The organism is Echinimonas agarilytica, from assembly GCF_023703465.1.
Classification (GTDB): Bacteria; Pseudomonadota; Gammaproteobacteria; order Enterobacterales; family Neiellaceae; genus Echinimonas; species Echinimonas agarilytica.
In genome coordinates, this window is the sequence record NZ_JAMQGP010000002.1 from 519,881 (window position 1) to 542,753 (window position 22,873).

At 45.8% G+C, this 22,873-nt stretch carries 14 protein-coding genes; 10 read left to right on the forward strand and 4 right to left on the reverse strand.

The genetic code is table 11. From position 1 onward, the window contains the following. Window positions 1-170: 170 nt before the first annotated feature. Complete coding sequence (locus NAF29_RS06585; protein WP_251260916.1) at window positions 171-461, reverse strand: ArsR/SmtB family transcription factor; 291 nt, start codon at window positions 459-461, stop codon at window positions 171-173. 154 nt (window positions 462-615) lie between these two features. Between NAF29_RS06585 and NAF29_RS06590 the strand changes: the two genes are divergently transcribed. The 4 genes from NAF29_RS06590 (at window position 616) to NAF29_RS06605 (ending at window position 5,216) form a co-directional block, all read left to right on the forward strand. After that, the gene (locus tag NAF29_RS06590) at window positions 616-1,491 is read left to right on the forward strand and encodes a permease (RefSeq protein ID WP_251260918.1); all 876 of its coding nucleotides are present in this window, start codon (window positions 616-618) and stop codon (window positions 1,489-1,491) included. Between the two features lie 145 nt (window positions 1,492-1,636). Continuing rightward, window positions 1,637-1,954, forward strand: a complete 318-nt coding sequence (locus NAF29_RS06595) for a hypothetical protein (RefSeq protein ID WP_251260686.1) — start codon at window positions 1,637-1,639, stop codon at window positions 1,952-1,954. Between the two features lie 215 nt (window positions 1,955-2,169). Then, window positions 2,170-3,576: an exonuclease domain-containing protein gene (locus tag NAF29_RS06600; protein ID WP_251260687.1), complete on the forward strand. Its 1,407-nt coding sequence runs from the start codon at window positions 2,170-2,172 to the stop codon at window positions 3,574-3,576. 149 nt (window positions 3,577-3,725) lie between these two features. Further along, window positions 3,726-5,216 carry a glycoside hydrolase family 27 protein gene (locus tag NAF29_RS06605; protein WP_251260688.1) on the forward strand — a complete coding sequence of 497 codons (1,491 nt, stop codon included), beginning with the start codon at window positions 3,726-3,728 and terminating at the stop codon, window positions 5,214-5,216. A gap of 38 nt (window positions 5,217-5,254) precedes the next feature. On the opposite strand, the gene NAF29_RS06610 is transcribed toward NAF29_RS06605, so the two are convergent. Together NAF29_RS06610 and NAF29_RS06615 are read right to left on the reverse strand one after the other, a co-directional pair. Next, window positions 5,255-9,073, reverse strand: a complete 3,819-nt coding sequence (locus NAF29_RS06610) for a translocation/assembly module TamB domain-containing protein (RefSeq protein WP_251260689.1) — start codon at window positions 9,071-9,073, stop codon at window positions 5,255-5,257. Next, the gene (locus tag NAF29_RS06615) at window positions 9,070-10,818 is read right to left on the reverse strand and encodes an autotransporter assembly complex protein TamA (RefSeq protein ID WP_251260690.1); all 1,749 of its coding nucleotides are present in this window, start codon (window positions 10,816-10,818) and stop codon (window positions 9,070-9,072) included. The genes NAF29_RS06610 and NAF29_RS06615 overlap by 4 nt, the downstream gene beginning before the upstream one ends. Window positions 10,819-11,106: 288 nt before the next feature. Between NAF29_RS06615 and NAF29_RS06620 the strand changes: the two genes are divergently transcribed. From NAF29_RS06620 to NAF29_RS06630, 3 genes are all read left to right on the forward strand, one after another. Further along, entirely contained in the window at window positions 11,107-11,700 is a 594-nt protein-coding gene (locus tag NAF29_RS06620; RefSeq protein WP_251260691.1) for an outer membrane protein, read from the forward strand. 403 nt (window positions 11,701-12,103) lie between these two features. Next, window positions 12,104-12,772, forward strand: coding sequence for a response regulator (locus tag NAF29_RS06625; protein WP_251260692.1), 669 nt, complete (start codon window positions 12,104-12,106; stop codon window positions 12,770-12,772). A gap of 41 nt (window positions 12,773-12,813) precedes the next feature. Beyond that, a complete protein-coding gene (locus NAF29_RS06630; RefSeq protein ID WP_251260693.1) occupies window positions 12,814-14,124 on the forward strand; it encodes an ATP-binding protein in 1,311 nt (436 codons plus the stop codon). Between the two features lie 59 nt (window positions 14,125-14,183). Here the strand turns inward: NAF29_RS06630 and NAF29_RS06635 are convergent, their stop codons facing one another. Further along, window positions 14,184-17,438 (reverse strand): amidohydrolase family protein, encoded by a 3,255-nt coding sequence (locus NAF29_RS06635; protein ID WP_251260694.1) that lies wholly within the window; start codon window positions 17,436-17,438, stop codon window positions 14,184-14,186. A gap of 465 nt (window positions 17,439-17,903) precedes the next feature. On the opposite strand from NAF29_RS06635, the gene gyrA reads away from it, so the two are divergent. The 3 genes from gyrA to hisC are packed head-to-tail and all read left to right on the forward strand — an operon-like array spanning window position 17,904 to window position 22,832. Continuing rightward, on the forward strand, window positions 17,904-20,597 hold the full coding sequence (gene gyrA, locus NAF29_RS06640) for a DNA topoisomerase (ATP-hydrolyzing) subunit A (protein WP_251260695.1): 2,694 nt from the start codon (window positions 17,904-17,906) through the stop codon (window positions 20,595-20,597). Window positions 20,598-20,605: 8 nt separating this feature from the next. Then, window positions 20,606-21,697 (forward strand): 3-phosphoserine/phosphohydroxythreonine transaminase, encoded by a 1,092-nt coding sequence (gene serC / locus NAF29_RS06645; protein ID WP_349665555.1) that lies wholly within the window; start codon window positions 20,606-20,608, stop codon window positions 21,695-21,697. Window positions 21,698-21,725: 28 nt separating this feature from the next. Further along, window positions 21,726-22,832, forward strand: coding sequence for a histidinol-phosphate transaminase (gene hisC, locus NAF29_RS06650; RefSeq protein ID WP_251260696.1), 1,107 nt, complete (start codon window positions 21,726-21,728; stop codon window positions 22,830-22,832). The last annotated feature ends 41 nt before the right edge of the window (window positions 22,833-22,873 follow it).

The window sequence follows — 22,873 nt, forward strand, 5'->3', positions numbered from 1 at the left end:
AAGCACACTCATTGATCAAACAAGGAAAATTCAATATGAGAGCTACTATAAGGAGATTTGCAACCAACGACATGGTTGTAAAGGCTTTGCCTGTGGGGGGATTAGGCTAATTATTTCTATTTGGGACAGGGGCTTGGTTTTGCATGCTGATGAACATGGAAGGTTTGTATTTAATGCTCATCTTGGCAGCACTCGTCTTGTAGAAATCCAATGACATCTTGAAGTTGTTCAAAGGAAGCCACGCAATAAAGGGTGCGGCTTTCTCGTCGTTGAGAGATCAATTGTGCAGAAGCGAGGCTAGAGATGTGGTGAGAAAGAGTTGAACTGGGGATCGACAAGGCTTCTTGGATCGCTCCCACTGCAATCCCACTATGGCCCGCTTTCACTACTTTTTTAAAGATTTGCAACCGTGTGGGATGCCCGAGTTCTTTCAATGCTTTCGCAGCTTGCTCTAAATTCATCATCAACTCCATTCATATTATATTTCGATAATACCGGAAATATGTTGACAAAGTCACTCCTTAATTCTATGTTTCGATTAATCCAGAATTATCGTTAGGTGGTAATGTGTCCAACTTCAATATTGACGCTACAGCGGTGGCAGATACTCTCAATATGTTTGCTTTTTTGGCAGTCGAACTGACGGCCCTATTTTTGCTCATCAGCTTTTTAGTGGGAGTCTTGCAAGATAAAATATCGCCCAATAAAATCAAACAAATACTCAGTGCTCAGCATGGCAAAGGCTATGTGATTGCTGCATTTCTGGGGGCGATAACGCCATTTTGTTCGTGCTCTACAATTCCTTTTCTAAAAGGGCTTTTAAGAGCGAAAGCGGGCTTCGGTACCATGATGGTGTTTTTGTTTGCTAGTCCGCTGCTTAATCCTATTATCATCGGCCTATTTGCTGTGACCTTTGGTCTTCAAGTGACTCTTTTTTATTTTGTCATGGCCATGGGGATTTCGCTGTTCGCAGGGTTTACATTAGAGAAATTAGGTTTTGAGAAATATGTAAAGCCTGATGCGTATGTTGAGCCTAAAGCCACTTGTGGCGGTGGTTCGTGCGGCTCACAAACGGTAGAAGTAAGCAAATACCGTCGTATTTGGAACGCCACTTGGTCTGACTTTAAATCGGTTTTGCCTTATTTGATTGGCGGAATCGCATTGGGTTCGTTGATTTACGGCTTTATGCCTTCGGAATTTGTTGCTCGTGTAGCGAACAGCGATAATCCCTTTGCGGTGCCGGTTGCAGCTATCATTGGCATTCCATTGTACATTCGTGCAGAAGCTGTCATTCCACTGAGCGCAGCGCTTGCCGCAAAGGGGATGAGTTTGGGAGCGGTAATGGCACTAATTATTGGTAGCGCTGGGGCAAGTTTAACGGAAGTCATTTTGCTCAAATCTATTTTTAAGAATGCGCTTATCGTCGCCTTTGTCGCGGTTATCGTGACCATGGCTATCAGTGCGGGCTATCTGTACAGCTTCATTTTTTAAGAAAAAGATGAACGTCTCGAAAACCGGTGAACTCATGGCATCGCCGATTATTACGAATGACTGATCCACTCGATTTTGCGTTAAGGCATTGCTCACGCAGTACAGCTCTCAAGACAACAAGCGATACCAAGAACTGAAGGGAATTATGAAGAAGGGACTCATTATTTTTGCGTGGATATCTATATTAGGCAGTGTTGGTGACGCTTTTATCGCCTTGTATGGGGGATTCTTGGTCGCGTTTGTTCCATCCGTAGAACTCAATATCAGTGTTGAGCAGCTGATCAAAAATCACATCTATCCCTTATATTGGGTCAAGCAAGTTGCTATTTATGTATTGCCAAGTACGGTTGTTGTTTGGTTGTTTGAGCTACCCGCTCTGGTTTACTTTCCTGTGAGGGTGGTTTCAAGCATTTTCATTGGCTGGTGGGTTCTGCGTATCGCAAACAAGATACCAGTAACATAAGTCATATAGCCGTTAATCCAAGCCATGCTTTGAGCTCTTGTCGATTACTTTGCGCTGAGCATTTTAGCTTTTTAAAGTGTTTCTTAGCTCGATTGGAATAGTGTCTATCGCGCCAAAAATTCCCATAGTTCATGGTCAATTCGCGCTACAATCATGCCTATTGATGAGCCTTGTGAAATCGGCATAGTTGTGGATAGTGCCCGATAGGAATTTTTGTGGATTTAGTTTTTGTTGATTTAGAAACAACCGGAGGGGTGGCACAGCGTGACCGCATTACCGAAATTGCAGTGGTCAGATACCGGGATGAGGCGGAAGTGAGCCGCTGGTCGACGTTGGTGAACCCAGAGCAAACATTAACTCCCTTTATTCAGCGACTAACGGGCATCACTGATGCAATGTTGGCCACGGCTCCTTTGTTTGCAAATGTTGCAGATGAAATTCGGGCGCAACTCGAAGGTGCTATTTTTGTGGCGCATAATGCTCGGTTTGATTACGGCTTTTTGAAATCTGAATTTCGCCGATTGGGTCAGCATTGGCAATCAAAAAATTTATGCACTGTTAAATTATCTCGGCACATATATCCTCAGTTTAAAAAGCATGGTCTTGATCAGCTCATAAAGCGTCATGGTTTAGCCTGTGATGCGCGGCATAGAGCTTTGGGCGATGCGCTTGCTACATTGATGTTTTACCAACATGCGTGTGATGAATTGGGGCTCGAAGTGATCGAGACAGCGGTGAATAAATTGATTCAGCGCCCTGCGTTGCCGCCCAATTTACCTGCGGACGAACTAGACAGTCTGCCCAATAGTGCCGGCGTTTATCGCTTCTGGGGAGAGGAGGGCGCGTTATTATATGTGGGTAAAAGTATCAATATTTATCAGCGGGTGATGAGTCATTTTCAAGACGACCACCGGTTACACAAATCTCAACGACTTTCACAACAACTATTCCATATCGACTTTACCCAAACGGCCGGTGATTTAGGGGCACAATTGCTCGAGCTGAAAGAAATAAAATCACTACAGCCCATTCATAACCGAAGAAGCCGAGCAGCGAAGGAGTTAAAGACCGTTCAGTTACTTGAAAATGATGATGGCTATTTAAAAGCCCACATTGTTTCGAGTATTGATAGCAGCAATTTGAACCAATTTTTTGGCATTTTTAAAACCGTCAAGGAAGCTGAAAAAGCGATAAAAGGGCTGTGTCAGTCCTATCAACTGTGCCCGCAGTTGTGCGGACTTGAGCAAGGGCAAGGCGCCTGTTTCAGCCGTCAACTGGATAAATGCAAAGGAGCCTGTGAATCACTCGAAGCTGCGGTAAATTATAATGTAAGAGCGCAACTAGCGTTTCAAGGATTAAAGTTAAAAAGTTGGCCGTGGGATGGCCCAATCGCGATTCATGAACATGACGATTTTACAAACATATCAGCCAGCTACGTGATTTGGAATTGGATACATATGACCACAGTGTCCAATGAACAAGACCTATTTGAATGGGTCGAAAATAATGCACACGATAGCCTTGAACATGTGTCATTTGATAAAGATTGCTATCAGTTGTTGCAACGATATTTATTCAGCGGGAAAAACAAGCCTCAGGTCACATTATTGAATGTACAATAAATCGCAGATATTCAGGCTTATGGACGATTGTGTCTACCTTCATTGAGAGTCTGGCCGATTTGCACTTAAGCAATTGATTTCATGGTTTAGCTCGTAGAATTTGGCGGTAACGCGCAGTAATTCCTGCTGAAAACACGAAAGAAAAATTCATGAAAATACTCCCACTTTGGAAACCCGTGGCAATCACCGCGGCGCTGGCCTTAAGCGCAAGCTATGGTCTTGTTGCATGCTCAAACGATCAACGCATTGCTGAGTTTGAATCTGCCCCAAAAACCACCCCCGTTGCAGAGCGGCCTCCTTTGGGCTGGAATAGTTTTGATGCCTATGACAGTCGAATTAACGAAGAGCAATTTAGAGCAACGGTTGATTTTATGTCGGATCACCTCGTTGATAAAGGCTGGGAATACGCAGTCATTGACTACATTTGGTGGAACCCTGAGCCGGGAGCTTACAACACCCCTGAGAATTACACGCGCCGGGTCGGTCATCCCAATGTACGGTTGGATGAGCATGGCAAAATGACGCACCCTGAATTGGTTACGATGGACGAGTTTGGACGATTATTACCTGCAGTTGAGCGCTTTCCTTCAGCGGCAAACGGAGCTGGCTTTAAGCCCTTAGCCGATTATGTTCATAGCAAAGGCATGAAGTTTGGGCTGCACATTATGCGCGGTATTCACCGCTTAGCGTATGAAAAGAATTTGCCAATTAAAGGTGCGTCAGTCACTGCTCAACAAATTTCAGATCCGAATGACCAAGCGGGTTGGCTCAACAATACCTTTGGTGTGGACGCTCGGAAAGAAGGCGCGCAGGCTTATTATGATTCAATTTTTGCGCTGTACGCTTCATGGGGTGTCGACTATGTGAAAGCCGATGACATGATGGGGTCATGCGGAGCACCATTTTATGGTTACGCCAAGGGCGAAATTGAAATGATGCATACCGCTATTAAGAACAGCGGCCGCGATATGATACTGAGTTTGTCATGTGGTGAAGCACCTATTAGTCAAGCTAATCACCTGAAGGAAAATGCCACCATGTGGCGTATTTCAGCAGACTTTTGGGATCGTTGGGATGATTTGAAACGCAGTTTTGAGCTGCTCGATAAATGGACGCCATATGCAGGCCCAGGTCACTGGCCCGATGGCGACATGATTCCTTTTGGACGCATCTCTTTAGACAATCGTCCACATGGGCCAGAACGCCTGTCTAACTTTACTGAAACCGAACATTATGCCCTCATGAGTTTGTTTTCGATCGCGCGTTCACCTTTGATTATTGGGTCGGATTTATTATCAACACCGATTGAAACCATTGAAACCTTCTTTGGCAATGAAGCTATCTTAGCGGTGAACCAGTATGGTGAAAACAGCCGCCAAGTTGTGCGTATAGATGATGATTACGCCGTTTGGATTTCAGAAGATAGTCTGAGTGATGACTATTACATTGCACTTTTCAACCTGTCTGAACAAACGCAAGAAGTCACGTTTGAGTACAAGCATGAAGCGCTTGAAGGACGTTTTCAAATCACTGAGTTGTGGGAAGGCAAAGAGTTGGGGCAGTTTAGTGAACGCTTTAGTCAGAGCTTGCGCTCGCACGAAGGGCGTGTGTATCGATTGAAGTCGGTCTCATCGCACTAGTCGGTGAGTTGGGAAAAGGAGCCTGCGGGCTCCTTTATTTAATTCCGAATGAGGAATGAGTAATATAAATCTAGCGATTGCTCTAAGCCAGAAACGGACTCTAACCAGAGTTGATTCAGAATATAGAGCCTCACGGTTACCTCATTCACGGGCTCGAACACACCGATTCCATATTTCAAAAAGATGCGTTTACCTATGTAACCACTAATGGTGACTTGGGTTTCGTCACCATCACCCTCAGTGTCGAGTGTGACATCAGAAATGCCGGGTAATTTTTCAAATGACTCCCCTAAGCCTAGCGATGATGCTGCCGATACACCCACCGCAGCGGCAGCGCCCAAGGTGCCATTGCCGCCTTCGCTGTCGAGACCTCGGCCTCTGACAATGTAAGACAAAACTTCTTGTTGCTCCATTGCCGGGTCTGAGTAGAAGGTGATTTTCGGGTGTTCAGCATTGCCCGTGACATGAAGACCCGCGGTGATACTCTCAGCTTTAATGTAACGGCTGGCTCGCACATCCAATTGTGCTGAATCAGGTGCGCCATTAAAGCGCACAATCGACTCAGGTTCGATGGTTAAACGCTGACCATACGCGGCAAATTTTCCGTCGACAAGAGACATATTTCCGAACATTTGGAGAGGGAGGCCGAGGCTTTGGCGAACTTCAATTTCGCCTTCAACTCTAGAACGGAGTCCAAAGGTATCAATTTTAATCTTTTTGCCGAGCACTATATTGATGCGCATATCGAGCTCAGAATCGATCTTGTCTCTATCTGCATCCGAAGAGTCGACAAATACAACGTCGTCACTGAGCTCAACGCCCGAGGATTCCAGCTTTGAAATAATAATTTCAGCTTGAGGAACGGTGACATCACCGCGCAACTTCGCCAAACCATTTTCATAGGTAAATGTCAGATCAGGAGAGACCCAAACGACCGATTCTGGTGGGATCAGTACTTCTAATTGGTCTCCCTTGATGGCGGCTTTCGCCTGCAGATCGTCTTGCCAGTTGGTCGATGCGTTGGACGTTGCACTGCCTCCTCCAATCTCAAATGTAGCATTCATCGCTGCATTCAGACCATTGAAGGTTAAGTTCAAATTGAGGTCTTCAAGGAGAGTTGGATTCGATAAAAGTTCGACCATCCCTGAGGAAATGTTGGCGCTGCCATTGATTTCTGGTTTGTTGAGCATTCCGCCCAGTTTGATGTCTGCGTTAAGCGTACCATTCATTTTGTCGACATCTGGGAACATATGTCGAAATTGTCCCAGTTGGTATTGAACTATTTTCAGTTGGCCGTCGAGCGTTTTGTCGTCGTTGTGCAACATTGATGCAGCCAACTGCAATTGTTTGTTGGCGTTGTCATCAACCGATAGTTCGATACGACTCACGTCTTCTTCAATAGATGCCTTGATGTGGAGCCGGTCTACTGATACTTCATGCGCCGTGTCGTCAATGAGGCTACTGTAGGTGACTGAAATATCATTCGAGTCTAATTCAAGCAAGGCTGTGGGCTCGTGCTCAGGGCTCCATTGAGCGGAAAGGTGGCCTGTAGCAATGCCCGATAAATCGTAGTCATCGTTCATCATGAATTGGGCTATGTCACCCGCTTCAATATTTAGACTTAAATCAAGATGCCCTTCTTCGCCAAGCTTTGTTGGTTTATCGAGGCAAATTTGACTTTCATTAGCTCGCCAACAGTGAGCGCTAATTGCGATGCTGGCCGGTGAAGTATCAACCGTTAAGTTGATGGGTATTGCAGCTTGCCATTGCCCAATGTCTGATCCCAAATGAGCGGTTGGAATTTGTCCTGTCCAGCGTTCCTGGGTGTCATGCCATTGACCATTTAACTCAATATTTGATTGAAGCTCACCACCATTGGTCAAAGTCAATTGGTGTTGCTTCGCATTGCCAGATAACTTGAGTTCAACATACTCCATATCGAGTTGCTGATAGGCCATATGAGGCACAGTGAGTGTTGCGTTAGATTGGTGCTGCAGCGTAGGCTGGTAATCGGCATGTAGCTGGGCTTGTTCTATCCATAGCCCTTCATAGGCAATATCTTTGACTAAGCCTGTGAGTTGTAAATTGGGGGTATCGTATTGGCCGTTAATTTTTAGAGTGAGATCGGCACTTCCCTCGAGATTGGCATCAATTTCCTCGAGATTTTGACTCTTGGCTTGAGCGATAACATTCCATTGGTCAGCCACTGCGCCATTAATCGCCACTTCACTACCAGCGTAATGAATTTCAAGGTCATCGATTTGTCCGCGCCAGTGGCTGTCTATATCGACCTTGCCTTGCGCAGAAAAGGGCTTCGATAAAAATTCGCCATTCACATCAAGTGGCAAGAAGCGCAAGCGCCATTGCTCATCACTGAAGTTTCCTTGATGTTTGACTTGGCCACTGAGCGTTGTGTGAGTGGCGAACCCGAATTTTGGCAGTAATAAATTGGTGAACTGTGTATCCACCACCCATTGAATGTTTTCGCCATAACTGACCTCGGCATGGCCTGTCGCTCCTCCAGAATGGTCTGGGTAGGCCAATGAAAAATGGTCTAGTGTTACGGTCTGGTTTTGATGTTGACCTTTGGCTTCTAGCTTCGACACGATGTTGAGATCATCCACACGCGTTGAAACTTCTGCGTTGAGCTCAAATCTTTGCTGGTGGAGAGTGCCCGAAGCATTGCCATTGACTTGCCGGTAATCAACAGGGGGCTCAATGCCTTCTGGCCAAATCATTTGGTCTCCGGCGAGCGATATCCGAAAGGGGACTGATGGGTCGGTTAATACTGCATCGCCATTAATCGTCCAGTGCAGGTTTTTCTGCTCATGAGCGGCAACAATCAATTCGTCGAGACTGCCATCAATCGTCACCTGCCATTCACTATCAGTGAGGACCTTAAATTCCGGTACATGCTGCGGTGCGAGGCTGATATCAAGCTGCGTAGGGTAGGGATGGCTCAGTGTTGAATGCCCAGATATTTGAGCGCGTCCGAACACCGAATGTGTCGCCGAGATTTGATTGACCTCGACTTGAATTTGTTGCCAGTTCGCATCGATGGAAATATTGCTAAAGTCATCGGGTTTTGCATCATCCATGGCAAATCGAAAGGTATTGGCTTGTACGTTTGGCAGCAATAAATTGAGCGGTAAATAGGTGTCAGGCACATGCGCCAGTAACCACTCATCATCTTTATCGGTGTTTGTCGATTCAACTATTTCAATGGTTTTGGGTGGGCTCGCTTTGTCTGATTGAATTGCGCCAAGGTGCACAAGCCCATCGTCAATAATTGCCCGTCGAATGTCGATAGTGTCATCGTGCAGGTAAGCTTCGACTTTGGCGTCAGTCCATTCGATTAATATGTCGTAAATCTCGAGGCGGCCTTGTTCTACATGGCCATTTTCAATTGAAATAACCAGTGGCAGTTCTAATAGATAGGGTTCGTCGCTGTTGTCTGCTAACGAAGCGTCGGGATTATTGTTTACGCCGATCGGTTCTGAGCTTTGATTGTCGTTATGCTCACTATTGTTATCGTCGTCAATCAGGAATAAATCGAGGCGTTGTGCTTGTACATCGTTTACGCAAATTTCGCCCTTTACAGAACACCATGGGTTCCAGTCGAGCATGACATCCTCGATATCAATGACTAAAAAACCAAGATCGAGATGAAAGTGATTGAGTTCCACGCGTTGGTTTAGTTTGCCACTTTTAAAGTCGATTTCGACCATTGGAACAACAGCATTGGCGATATTGGCTGCCAACCGACTGCCAAACTCGGTCGATACCAGAACCGCCAATAAAACGAGGGTACTGAATAACGGATAAAACAGAATTCTGCCCAGGGTGCGCCAACTCATAATTCGGCTCCCATGCTAATGTGCAAGCGCCAAGGAGGATCGTCTTCACTGATTCCGTATCCCACTTCTACTTTGATCGCGCCGACTGGCGACATCCAGTGCACACCGCCACCGACGGAATAGGCGGCCTCAATGTCGGTTTCAACGTCGTCGAAAGCATTACCAAAGTCACTGAATGTCACCACCCGCCATTTTTCGGTGACGTAATATTGATATTCTAGGCTCCCCACCGCGAGGTATCGGCCACCAATGGTGATCGTTTGGTCTTCGCCTTCAGCATCGACATAGTCAATACGAGGGCCGAGAGATTGATATGAAAAGCCACGAATACTTTCATCACCACCGGCATAAAAACGTAACGAAGGTGGCACATCGGATAATTCACGATCTTCGTTGTAAGAAGCACCGAAATTGGCGCGCGTGACCAGCCGATGTTTTTCTGCAAAGCGATTGACCCATTTAAATTGTGCTTGAGCTCGAACAATGGTGGCATCCGAACCGAGTTCTTCTCCGGCCATTTCCATCAAATAGATTTGGCGAAAACCATGCTCAGGATCTAACGGATTACCGCGACGGTGAAGCTTAGATAATGTAATGCCTGGCAATATGAATTCACCGCGGTTTCTGTCTTCGAGCACGTCCCAGCGTTCTTGTAGGTAACGTACATAATATTGCCGTACCCATCCGTCATTGACGGTATTGCGACCGATCAATGCAGTATACATAGTGCTGTCTAGATCAGCATATTCGTTACTTTCAACACCCAAGCCAAACTGTAAAACATCGTTTGTTGGGTGCTCTAGTGGCACATTGTAACGAAACCGCAGATAGGGGTTTACCTTGGAGTATTCGAGCTTGGTTTCTTGGGAGTGCCCATATTTATTAATTTTGGGCGTACGCCAAGTGGTTGAAACGCGGCCTTTTGAATCGGTAGAGTAACCCACACCCAAGTCGACTTTATGGCGTGGCGCTGGCGTGAGTTCGACCCTGACAGGAACTATGTTATCACTGCGTTCATCAATTAGAGGTAATACTTTTATACTAGAAAAATAACCACTTTCGGCAAGTTCGCTATTCAGTTTATTGAGTTTTCGGCTTCGGTAAGGAGAGCCTGGTTCAAAATCGACCATTTGATACAGTAGGTCGGACTCCAGATCGGTTCCCACAAATGTGACCTCTCCAAGACGATTTCGCGGGCCGCTGTCGTACTCTAGAAAGACCTTTGCAGTATTGTTGTTTCGATTGACTTCAATTCGGCTTTGAGTCAGTTTGCTGTCGAAAAAACCTAAATTTAAACCGCGACTTAGGAGCTGAGACTTTACTTCGTTGTACGCGCCATGATTAAGGCGTTTACCCACGATTAATCCAGACTCTTGTCCAATTTTTTTAAAGCCACGGTGGTCTTTGGCTTCACCCAGAACTCGAATCGACACTTCCGTCAAGGTGGTTTCAGGGCCCGGATGAACGTGCAAGGTTAGATGCCAAACCTTTTTAGATTTATCTAAATCTAACTTTACCGAAGAATGGTAGTAACCAATGGCTTGCATGGCTTTTTCACTGGCAGAGCGAGCATTGAATATAAAGCTTGCGCGTAATTGCTCGGTCTCTGGCACCTTCCCTAGATAAGCGCGGATATTGGCCGATTGCTGCTTGTCTGTCCCTTTGATACTAACGGTAAGAATTTCAGCGAATGCTGACGTTGATGCGACAAGGACGATGAAAAAAATGAAACCGCGAAGCAGCACTGCATCTCCAATCCATATTGATGATTTTTAGTATAAGCGCCGATTGTAGTTGCCCTCACCACAAATTCATATCTTTAGTTTATGGTTAGAGGATTGAATGTAAGCGTCGGAATGCGGAGCTCTAAGCACTACGAATTTAACTTTAGTTTAGTTTATATTGATTAAGGAATTGAATTCCTATGGATTATTAGTTAATTCGACAAAAATATTTAATGTTCAGCTTGGGTTCAGTATGCCGTTGTTAAGCTCTCTCTCGTCAAAATAACACAGCCAGAGAGGGCTAAAAACATGATGAAGAAAATCGCCTTAATCGCAGTACCAGCAACATTCTTACTTGGCGCAAATGTGGCGCAAGCTTCCGATAATAGCTGGTTTGTAGGTGGCGCTGCTCAGAAGCAGATGAGCAAAAGCGAACAGACTCCAATGGCTCAAAACCCAATGTTGGGGCAAGATTTTAGTTCAAAAGACCGCGACTGGGGTTTTGAACTCAAAGCAGGTAAATATTTAGGTGCAAATGATGAGCATCGTGTGACGATGACTTACACCAACACCGATGGCGGAAGCACGTATGGTGACTACGAGCAACAAAACTTTTTAGCATCGTACGACTACTTGTATAGCCTGAGTGCCGACAACCGCTGGCGTGCCTTCGCTGGTGTAACTGCGGGTATGGCTCATACCAAATTTGATGGCGCAGACAGCGCAAACGACTTTGTGTACGGTGCTCAAGTCGGTGTGAACTACCGCATCACTGACAACTGGGAAACTGAATTAGGCTATCGCTACTTGAAGCAAGACTTCAGTGCTACGGCGTCAAACGGCGACAAGTTTGAGTTGGACCGCACAGAACAAGTCTACTTAGGCGTGAATTACCGCTTCTAAATAAAGCGTTTCTAGTCTCAGAAAAACCTCGGCTTGTCCGAGGTTTTTTCGTTCTAAGAGTTTTAAATTAAACTTGTATTGAGGTCGCGAAGAGCAAACCCGAACAATTGCACTTTTTAGCGCTCTGATAAAATTGTGTTCGATTTATGCCAAATCATTGTATTCTTGTGTCAGTTGTTTGTTGATCAGGCTAACTGCAGATGAGCCAGCACTGCTGATACCTCACACATTATTTCGTGAGTTGGAATCGCATACTGAATTGGAATTCAGCTAATGTTCAGCCTTACTCCTGTACATTAGTCGTAACAGCAAGTTGATGTTTATTCATTCATTTGTAACTTTTCTTGAAATGGCGTTGGCATATGACTCAAGTGTATGTGCGAAAGTCGATTAGGGCCCCAATATGTTGATTCTAGTTGTTGAAGACGATCAAATTCTTAACCACCACCTCACCGTTCAACTGCAAGATGCAGGCAACCAAGTTCACTCAGTGGGCACAGCAAAAGAAGCGCTATTTTTTGCAGAACAATATCCAATCGAATTGGCCATTGTTGATTTGGGATTGCCGGATGGCGATGGTGTGCAATTGATTAAGAAGTTTCGCGATCAGAATATGCCGTTCCCAGTGCTTATTTTAACTGCTCGCACTGGGTGGCAAGATAAAGTTGACGGACTTAACGCGGGAGCCGATGATTATTTGGTAAAACCCTTCGAAATGCCTGAACTTTTGGCGCGTTTAAATGCGTTGGCGCGGCGCAGTGCTGGGTATGTGAAAGCGGAAGTTTTGTGTGCTGGATTAACCATGAACTTGCTGAGCAAACAGGTATTTGTGGGCGAAACACCGTTAGAGCTCACAGCGTTTGAATACCAAATTTTAGAGTACTTTGTGCGACATCAAGAACAAGTGATCTCGAAACAACGTTTAATTGATACACTTTACAAAGACGGTGAGGGCGACAGTAACACGATTGAGGTGTTGATTAGTCGGCTTCGCAAAAAGCTGGCGGCAGTATTACCCGAGCCTCCCATTCATACTATTCGCGGACAAGGTTACAGACTCACGAACCCATGATCATAAATCGCTCCCTATGGCTACGCACCTTCTTGGTGTCGATGGTAATTATCGCGGCAGTGACGCTGACGTTGGCGCACGTGTCTTATCGAGATAAAACACAAAGCTATGTTTTAGAGTATGGGAGTGATTTGCTTGAACGCTTGCCGATGGTGATTGAAACCATGGTTGGGCAGGGCGTGAGCTTTGAAGACCAATTACGCAACGTGATGCCACTCGAAGGCTACATGGGGGCGTTGTGTGATGAGCAAGGTAAAGTTATTTGGAAATCTGTACAAGCACGACCCTATGAGCTTGAGGGGCTGTGTGAGAAAGTGCGGGAGAATGGCGATCCCGGTCGTTTAGCTCTGCCGGTTGATTTGGACAACGGTAAGCTCTTTTTTGCTTATGTGTTGCCGGGAACATTTAATGGCGTCAAAGGAGATTTCATCGCATTACGTGACGGTGCCCAGTTTGAAAATTGGCAAAGTGCCGCTGTTGAACGCTCACTGATTGTGATTATCTTATTTTTATTTGGCGCTGGTTTCTTGTTATTTGCCACATTCAGATGGGCAATGAGACCGCTTAAAACACTAGAATCTGAATTACATCAACTGGATGAGCAAGAGAAACAAAAGCTCACCGAATCCTATCCTTGGGAACTGCAACCTGTGGTGTCTGCGCTCAACGCTATGGTGAGCGAGAACACGCATCGCTCCCAGCGCTACAAACACAGCCTAAATGATTTAGCGCATAGTCTGAAAACGCGTTTGGCGGCAATGAATGTGATCTGCCAAGAAGCCACTATGCCAGTGCAAATGAAAAAAGAAGTCCTGTCGAATTTAAGCCAAATGGATGCCATGGTGCAGTATCAGCTTCGCCGCGGTTTAGTGGGGCAAGCGGTACTGAGTAAACAAGCCACACCACTCGATGAAGTGGTTGAAAATTTGCAAGTTCTGTTGCAAAAAATCTACGCAGAAAAACAAATTAGCTTTGAAGCCCGAATTTCTAAGAGCGACGCAGTCCCCATGGCTAAAGACGACTTGATGGAAGTGATAGGTAACTTGTTGGATAACGCGTTTCGTTATGCAATATCCAAAGTTATTGTGTCGCAAGAGCCTTTGGAAAATGGCGGTGTACTCATTTCTGTTGAAGATGATGGGCCTGGTATTGAACAAGACCGCCGAGTTGATATTTTTCAACGTGGTGTTCGCTTAGATGAAAAGCCAAGTGGACAGGGGATCGGACTTGCAGTGTGTGCCGATATTATTGAAAGTTATGATGGCACAGTGAGGGTTGAAGAGTCTGAGTTAGAAGGTGCTCGATTTGTGATTGAGCTATTACCGCATGATAATTGGTGGCAAGAGCCTTAATCCAAAGCCGCATAAAAAACGCCGAATATACGGCGTTTTTTATGGGTGCAATGTAACGGTTAATGTGCCTCGTGCGCAGGACATGTTGGCATGTGCGTGTGTAGCTTGCTAATGCCCCAGGTCATGCCCGAAGGTGACATGTCGCTGCCTTCATGTTCAAAGTAAAAGTGGCCTCGCACACGATCTCTGTGGCCCACCTCATTCATGGTCTTGGTCTCGTAGATGCGACCATTAATCACCACCATTTCGACTGAATCTGTGTAGCGTACATCCTCAAGCGGGTTTTTAGATAAAATGACCAAGTCTGCGAGCTTGCCAGATTCGATTGAACCTAACTCATCACCCATGCCTAGGTATTCTGCGCCATTGAGGGTAGCTGCACGTAACATCTCCATGGGTGTGAAGCCACCTTGCGATAGCATCCACATTTCCCAGTGATAAGCCATGCCTTGCAACTGCCCATGAGAGCCAATATTGACTTTTACGCCGAGGTCGCTCAATTGCTTCGCAGCGGCGGCTACTTCTTGATAGTAAAAGTCAGTTTCGGGCAATTTAAGGCGGCGCATTGAACGGGCGCGTAATTCCGCTCCAGAGGTGTACTTCGACAGCAATGGATGTTCCCAAACATTGTCGTGTTGGTACCAATAGAATTCGCCATTAATACCCCCATAGTTCACTACCAGAGTTGGGGTGTAACCCACATCATTTGCAGCTGCCCAAAGTTGTTGCACATCGTTATATAGCGGTGCGATCGGAAGGTTGTGCTCGACGCCCGTTGAACCGTCGATGATCTGTGTGAGGTTGTTATAGAAAGTCGATCCACCTTCGGGGTATACCGCAATACCCAACTGCCTTGCCGCTTCAATAATTTGCTGGCGTTGATCGCGACGGGGTTGGTTATAGCTCTTAATAGAAAAGGCACCTTGAGCTTGTAATCGTTTGAGGTGCAGTAGCGCGTCATCAAGGCTATTAATTTCTACTTTGTAGTCGCCACCTGCACCATAGATAATGCCACCGGTTGAAAATATACGTGGCCCAACCATCAAGCCGGCTTTTACCAATTCAGCTTGGCTGAATACTGTTTCAGTATTTGCTGAAGGATCGTGAGTGGTGGTCACGCCAAACGCTAAGTTGGCGTAGTAAGCCGGATTTGTCTCGGCTAGCGGAGAACTTTTAAAGTGATTAACATGGGCGTGAGTGTCGACAAAACCGGGCACAATTGTTTTACCGTTTAAGTCGAATACAATGGCATCCGATGGAATTTCTATACCTTCACTTGCGCCTACACTGACGATACGGTTGCCGTCGGTGATAATAGTGCCTTGCTCGATTACATTGTCACCTTGCATGGTGATGATGCGAGCGTTGGTATAGGCAACGGAGCCCTCTGGTTTATCTTGTTTGGTTGTAAATTCAACAACACTTTCAGATGTTTCATGGTTTTCTAGGTTATAGCTATAAATCGTATTTCCGAGCCCCCAATGCAGTGCCTTGTTGGAAAAGTGCAGGTAGTTGCCTGCAGCGTTGTCCATTGCTGTGACTGCAATTGATTCAATTTTTGCATTTAAGTCGAGTTCAGTGCCTGTTTGAACGTAGGGTACCAAGTAAACTTTGAAGCCATCTTGAATGGCCATGTATTGCCCATCTAAGCTAAGCGCTACAAATTGAGTCGAACCTAAACTAAATGCATCTTGGGCATCTCCGCCCGTTATCGCGTAGCTGACTAACTTTTTATCTTTGTTGTGGCCTTGCATCACCCACACGCGTTCACCGTCGGGTGAAAACAGCGGTTGGCGACCTTGGCGCGTGACAAAGTGAGCGGTGCGATCACCTACATTTTGCCAATAAATTCCCGGCTCTGTGCCGTGGAAGTAACCGCGAAGATTATTACCCCCTGCACGTTGGTATACGACTTTTCGGCTATTTGCAGAAAATTTAGGGTTGAGGTAGTGACCCGGCTTTTCAGTCAGGCGAGCTGGTTTTGATATACCGCGTCGGCCTTTAAATGTCGCGACGTACACATGGCCATAATCATCATCGCTCCAACTGGTAAAAGTGATTTTTTTACCGTCGGGGCTGAATGAAGGTGCGTATTGAAAGCCATCTAAATTGGTGAGGCGCTTTACTTTTCCACCCTTGGTTGACTGAATGTACAGTTTGCCCAATGCATGGAAAACGCGATAAGAGCCGTTGGGGGAGGTGGTAATGTCACGGATCATTTTGACATCAAAGTTGTCAGAGTCGATCACCGGTTTTGCTTTTACGGCATGAGTGAGTGTCATGTCCACATCAGCTTCAAATGCGATATCAGCAACACGTTGACTATCAATATCAATGTGTTGAATTTTTCCGTCAGCCCAAAACACCAATGATTCGCTGTCTGGAGTCCATGCAAAATTGGCATACACACCAAAAATTGCCCAGGCCTCTTGCTGATCGTGATTGAGCTTGCTGTAGAGCGCTTTTTGCTCTCCGCTTTGGCGATCGTATAAATACAATACGGTTTCCATATCGACTCGTTTGACGAATGCGATGTATCGGCCATCAGGAGATACCGTTGGACGAGCAGCTCCGCCTGCGCCTGAAATCAAGGTAATCGTTTCACCCGTTTTTAAATCTTTGCGCTTAATGCTGTAAATGCCTTTATGCGGGTCTTTATTGTACTGAAAGTAAGGCCCAGCAGTGGTGTCCTGAGAATAGAATAAATAGCGCCCATCAGGGGAGACCGAGGGCTCATTGACATCTTGCTGTTCATTGGGTTGTTTTGTGAGTTGAATGCCTTTGCCTCCGTCTGTACGGTACAGCCACATTTCTCCGGTACCGAGCGAACGGGTACCTGTGAAATGTTTACGAGCAATCACCGACTTGCCATCTGGCGTCCAAGTAGGGTTGGTCAGCAACCTAAAATCTTCGGTGGTTAATGGGGTTTCTTCGCCGGTCTCAATATTCATTAACCAAACGTTGTGAGCACCGTCGCGGTCGCTGATATAAGTCAGCGTTTTTCCGTCTGGGGAAAACTTGGGCTGCACTTCCAAAGCGGTTGATGTGGTCAAACGTACGGCTTTGCCGCCATCAATAGGCAACAGGAACAAATCGCCCAGTAGGTCGAATACGATTTGCTCGCCGTCTGGGCTAATATCTAAATTTAACCAAGTCCCTTCGTTCGTCGAGAAATTGAGCTGATGGGTGGAACCGCTAAAGGGTGTAACGGATTCTTCTGCCGGAGCTTCTTCCGGCGCCGCAAAAACTGCGGGAGTGATGGTAAGCGTTATGAGCAACGCGCCTGTGGCTTTAGCCAGCAGAGACTTGAACATGGGTATTCCTTGGTAGTTTGGTGCCGCCTCTTAAATCAGTCATCATTTGGATTCAAATGTCATACCCACCCATAACGATGTCTATTGCTCGTTTTAAGGGCATAAGGAATGCGTGTTTCATTGATTTCAATATAAATGCTGTGAAGCGTCATTAGTGACTTCTCCAGCATAACATGTGACCGGCCGTAATTAACACTTGCCAAGGCGGTGAAACAAGAGCAATAGGCCAGACTTTTTGTCGCTTTTTTGAACCAAATAGTGGCAAGCACGCCAACGCAGGTTTATCTACGCAATAAATGATTAAAAATTAGTCTGTTTCTGGATGTGAAATGCACATTAAGTGTGACGGTTAACGCGCTTTAAACGATTCCTTTTTCTGCTCAAGACGAAGTCAAAATCGTGTGTTATGCTGTCCGACTTGTTTATCTGTCTATAGCTTCGATTTAGTATTGGAAAATAACGTATATGAGTGATCTGGCGAAAGAGATCAGCCCCGTCAATATTGAAGACGAACTCAAGAGTTCTTACCTTGATTATGCAATGAGTGTCATCGTTGGACGTGCCTTACCGGACGTTCGAGATGGCCTTAAGCCTGTTCACCGTCGCGTGCTGTTTGCGATGAATGAGCTGAGCAATGATTGGAATAAGCCTTTTAAGAAGTCTGCGCGTGTTGTTGGTGATGTTATTGGTAAATATCACCCACATGGTGATTCAGCCGTGTATGACACCATTGTTCGTATGGCTCAGCCATTCTCCCTGCGTTATATGCTGGTGGATGGCCAAGGTAACTTTGGTTCTGTTGATGGTGATTCTGCCGCAGCAATGCGTTATACCGAAGTGCGTATGTCGCGAATTGCTCACGAGCTATTGTCGGACCTCGACAAAGAAACCGTGAACTATGTGCCTAACTACGATGGCACAGAGCATATTCCTGAGGTCATGCCAACGCGTGTTCCTAATTTGCTGGTGAACGGTTCAAGTGGTATTGCGGTGGGTATGGCGACTAACTGTCCGCCTCACAACCTCACAGAAGTGATTAATGGCTGCTTAGAATTAATCAAGAATGAAGACATCACAATCCAAGAATTGATGGAATTCATTCCCGGCCCAGACTTTCCTACCTCGGGTATTATTAGTGGCCGAAAAGGTATTGTTGATGCTTACAATACTGGCCGCGGTAAAATTTATGTTCGAGCTCGCGCTGAAATTGAAGCCGATAGCAACGGACGTGAAACCATTATTGTGACCGAGTTGCCTTATCAAGTGAACAAAGCACGCTTGATCGAAAAAATGGCAGAGTTGGTTAAAGATAAAAAGATAGAAGGTATCAGTGGCCTGCGTGATGAGTCTGATAAAGACGGCATGCGTATGGTGATTGAATTGCGTCGTGGTGAAGTGGGCGAGGTTGTTTTGAACAACTTATACGCACAAACACAGATGCAAACTGTTTTCGGTATCAACATGGTTGCGTTGGATAAAAACCAGCCTCGTTTGTTCAACTTAAAGCAAGTCTTGGAAGCCTTTGTTCAGCATCGTCGTGAAGTTGTCACACGCCGCACCGTGTTTGAATTGCGTAAAGCGCGTGAGCGTGCCCATATCCTTGAAGGTTTGGCCATAGCACTTGCGAATATCGACCCAATTATAGAACTGATCCGCCACTCTCCAACCCCAGCAGAAGCTAAATTACAGCTTGTTGCTCGCGGCTGGAACTTAGGCAACGTTGCAGCCATGCTGCAAAGCGCCGGTCAAGACGCGGCTCGCCCTGAGTGGTTGGAAGCATCGTTTGGTATTCGTGATGATGGTGATTACTACCTCACCGAAGCACAAGCACAAGCCATTCTAGATTTACGCTTACATAAATTAACAGGTCTTGAGCACGAAAAAATTCTTGATGAATACAAAGAGTTACTCGAGCTGATCGCTGAATTGTTACATATTCTGGCAAGCCCTGAACGTTTAATGGAAGTGATTGTTGAAGAGCTTGAAGCTATTCGTGAACAATATGGTGATGAACGCCGTACTGAAATCACAGCAGCAAGCCATGATATCAGCATTGAAGACTTAATTGCCGAAGAAGACGTGGTTGTAACCTTGTCTCACGAGGGCTATGTAAAATATCAGCCTTTAGCTGATTACGAAGCTCAGCGTCGCGGCGGTAAAGGTAAAGCTGCAACCAAGATGAAGAATGAAGACTTCATTGAGCGATTGCTAGTGGCAAGTACGCATGATCAAATCTTGTGCTTCTCAAGCATAGGTAAAGTGTACTGGCTCAAAGTTTTCCAATTGCCACTTGCGAGTCGCCAAGCGCGGGGCAAGCCAATTGTGAATATCTTGCCGCTTAATGATGAAGAACGTATTACAGCGATTCTTCCGGTGAAAGAGTTTACTGATGATCAGTTTGTGTTGTTCGCAACAGCAGCCGGTACGGTGAAGAAAACGCCTTTGAGTGCGTACTCTCGTCCATTAAGTTCAGGTATCCGTGCCATTAACTTGGTTGAAGGTGATCACCTCATTGGTGTATCACTCACAACCGGTGAAGACGACATCATGTTGTTCTCAGATGAGGGTAAAGTTGTTCGTTTTAACGAAAAACTCCGTGATTCTGAAACGGGTGAAATCAAAATTGACCCTGAAACGGGTGAACAAATGCTAGCGCTACGCCCAATGGGCCGAACCGCTACAGGTGTCCGCGGCATTAAGTTGCAACCTGGGCAGCAGGTTGTTTCGTTGATTGTTCCGCACAGTGATGGACCCATCTTAACAGTGACTGAAAACGGCTACGGCAAACGGACCGGCATTGAGGAATACCCAGCGAAGAGTCGTGCGACTCAAGGCGTCGTATCCATCAAGGTGAGTGAGCGGAACGGCAAGGTCGTTGGTGCAGTTCAAGTCGATGAAACAGACCAAATTATGATGATCACCAATGGCGGTACGCTCGTTCGTACTAAGGTTGATGGTGTTTCTCAAGTTGGCCGTAATACTCAGGGTGTGACTTTGATTAAAACGGCGAAAGATGAGTTGGTTGTTGGTCTTCAGCGAATTGAAGAAGTCGAAGAAGACGAAAATGAATTGTTAGAAGGTGACGACTCTGTAGTCGCGGAAGGTGAGTCTGTTTCAACAGATGAATCTGATGCAGCAGAGGACACCACTGAGGAGTAAAAAACTTCGTGTCTGAGGTTTATAACTTTTGTGCAGGGCCGGCCATGTTGCCGGCCCCTGTTTTAGAAAAAGCCCAAAAAGAAATGCTAGATTGGCAGGGCTTAGGCACTTCCGTTATGGAAGTTTCGCACCGCGGAAAAGAATTTATTGCATTGGCTGACAAAGCTGAACGCGATCTCCGCTCTCTCCTAAATATTTCAGACTCATATAAAGTTCTATTCATGCATGGCGGTGGCCGAGGTCAATTTGCGGCAGTTCCGCAAAATTTGACGACTCAAGGCGACCGAGCCGCATTCGTAGATACAGGTGTGTGGTCTAAAAAAGCAGTTGAAGAAGCCAATCGTTTTATTGGTGCAGATGTAGTTGCGTCAAGCTATCAAGACCAATCAGGACTTTGGCATGTGCCTCAGGACAAGGTTGTTGAAGTGGCCAGCTCTGCGCGTTATTTGCATTACTGCCCGAACGAAACCATCGAAGGGCTCGAGTTTAACTTTGTTCCGAAGGCGAGCAACAATGCGCCAGTCATTGCGGATATGTCATCGACTATTTTATCGCGTCCCATTCAAGTTGATGATTTCGGCATTATTTACGCCGGAGCGCAAAAGAACATTGGCCCATCAGGGTTAGCTGTTGCCATTGTTCGTGAAGATTTGCTGGGACAAGCGCGCAAAGATACGCCTGCAATTTTGAATTACAGTCTGACCGATGAGTTCGACTCCATGTACAACACGCCGCCTACCTATTCATGGTATTTAGCTGGATTAGTGTTTGAATGGTTACTCGAACAGGGTGGTTTATCGGCCGTTGAAAAAATCAATCAACATAAAGCAGAATGTTTGTATCAGTGTATTGATAATAGTGATTTTTTTAATAGCCAAGTGGCTCAAGACAGCAGAAGTTGGATGAATGTGCCGTTTCAGCTGGGCGATTCAAGCCTTGACGCATTGTTTTTAAGTGAAGCCGAAAAACAGGGGTTACGTGCGTTAAAAGGCCACCGTATCGTCGGTGGAATGCGCGCAAGCATTTACAATGCAATGCCACTTTCTGGTGTGAAAACACTGATTGAATTTATGAATGAATTTGAACGTACACGCGGTTAATTGACATTAAATTGAGTTTGGAGCGGTTATGAGTTGTGATTATAAAGCGCTAGCCAACAAAGGCGTTCAAGGTTTACACCCTTATCAAGCAGGTAAACCCACTTCTGAATTAGAACGCGAGTTAGGTATCACTAATATTGTAAAGCTGGCGAGTAATGAAAACCCGTTAGGCGTTAGCACTAAGGTTAAAAAGGTGCTGGCCGGCGAGTTAGACGAATTGTCTCGCTACCCTGATTCCAATGGATACTACCTGAAGTCTGCGTTGGCCGAGCAAATGATGGTGAAACCGGAGCAAGTGACGCTTGGTAATGGGTCGAACGATATTTTGGAATTGCTGGCCCGAACGTTTGTGAATGACTCTCACGAAGTGATTTTTTCACAGCACGCATTTGTGGTGTATCCCATTGTTACTCAAGCCATTGGCGCAACCCCAGTAGCGGTTTCCGCTAAAAATTGGGGGCACGATTTGGATGCAATGGCTGATGCTATTACCGAGCGTACAAAACTCATATTTATCGCCAACCCGAATAACCCGACGGGTACGTTTTTAACCAGCAAAGCGTTGAGACATTTTTTAGAGCAGGTTCCTGAGCATGTCATCGTTGTGTTGGATGAAGCCTACTATGAATATGTTGCAAAAGACGAGCGAGCACCATCTGTTCAATGGTTGAGTCACTTCCCTAATTTGGTGGTATCTCGGACTTTTTCTAAAGCGTATGGTTTAGCCGGGTTACGCATAGGGTATGCGGTGACCAGTGAAGAAATTGCTGGCTTAATCAATCGTGTGCGCCAACCATTTAACTGCAATAGCTTGTCGTTGGCGGCAGCTGAAGCGGTATTGGACGACACAGATTATTTAACTGCATCCATTGAGATTAATCGCGTTGGAATGAAACAGCTAACAGAAGCATTTAATGCCATGGGGCTTGAATATATCCCATCTCACGGAAATTTTGTGACGGTTGATGTGCAAACAAACGGTGCCGAGGTATACGATGCACTCCTTCAAGAAGGTGTGATTGTGCGTCCGATTGGTGGGTATGGCTTGCCAAACCACTTACGGGTGAGCATTGGACTTGAAAGTGAAAACCAGCGATTTATCGATGCGTTAAAGAAAGTGCTGCAACTGCCTTAATTCTACATCGAAGCTTAAAATCAGCTGCGTTGGCATTTATA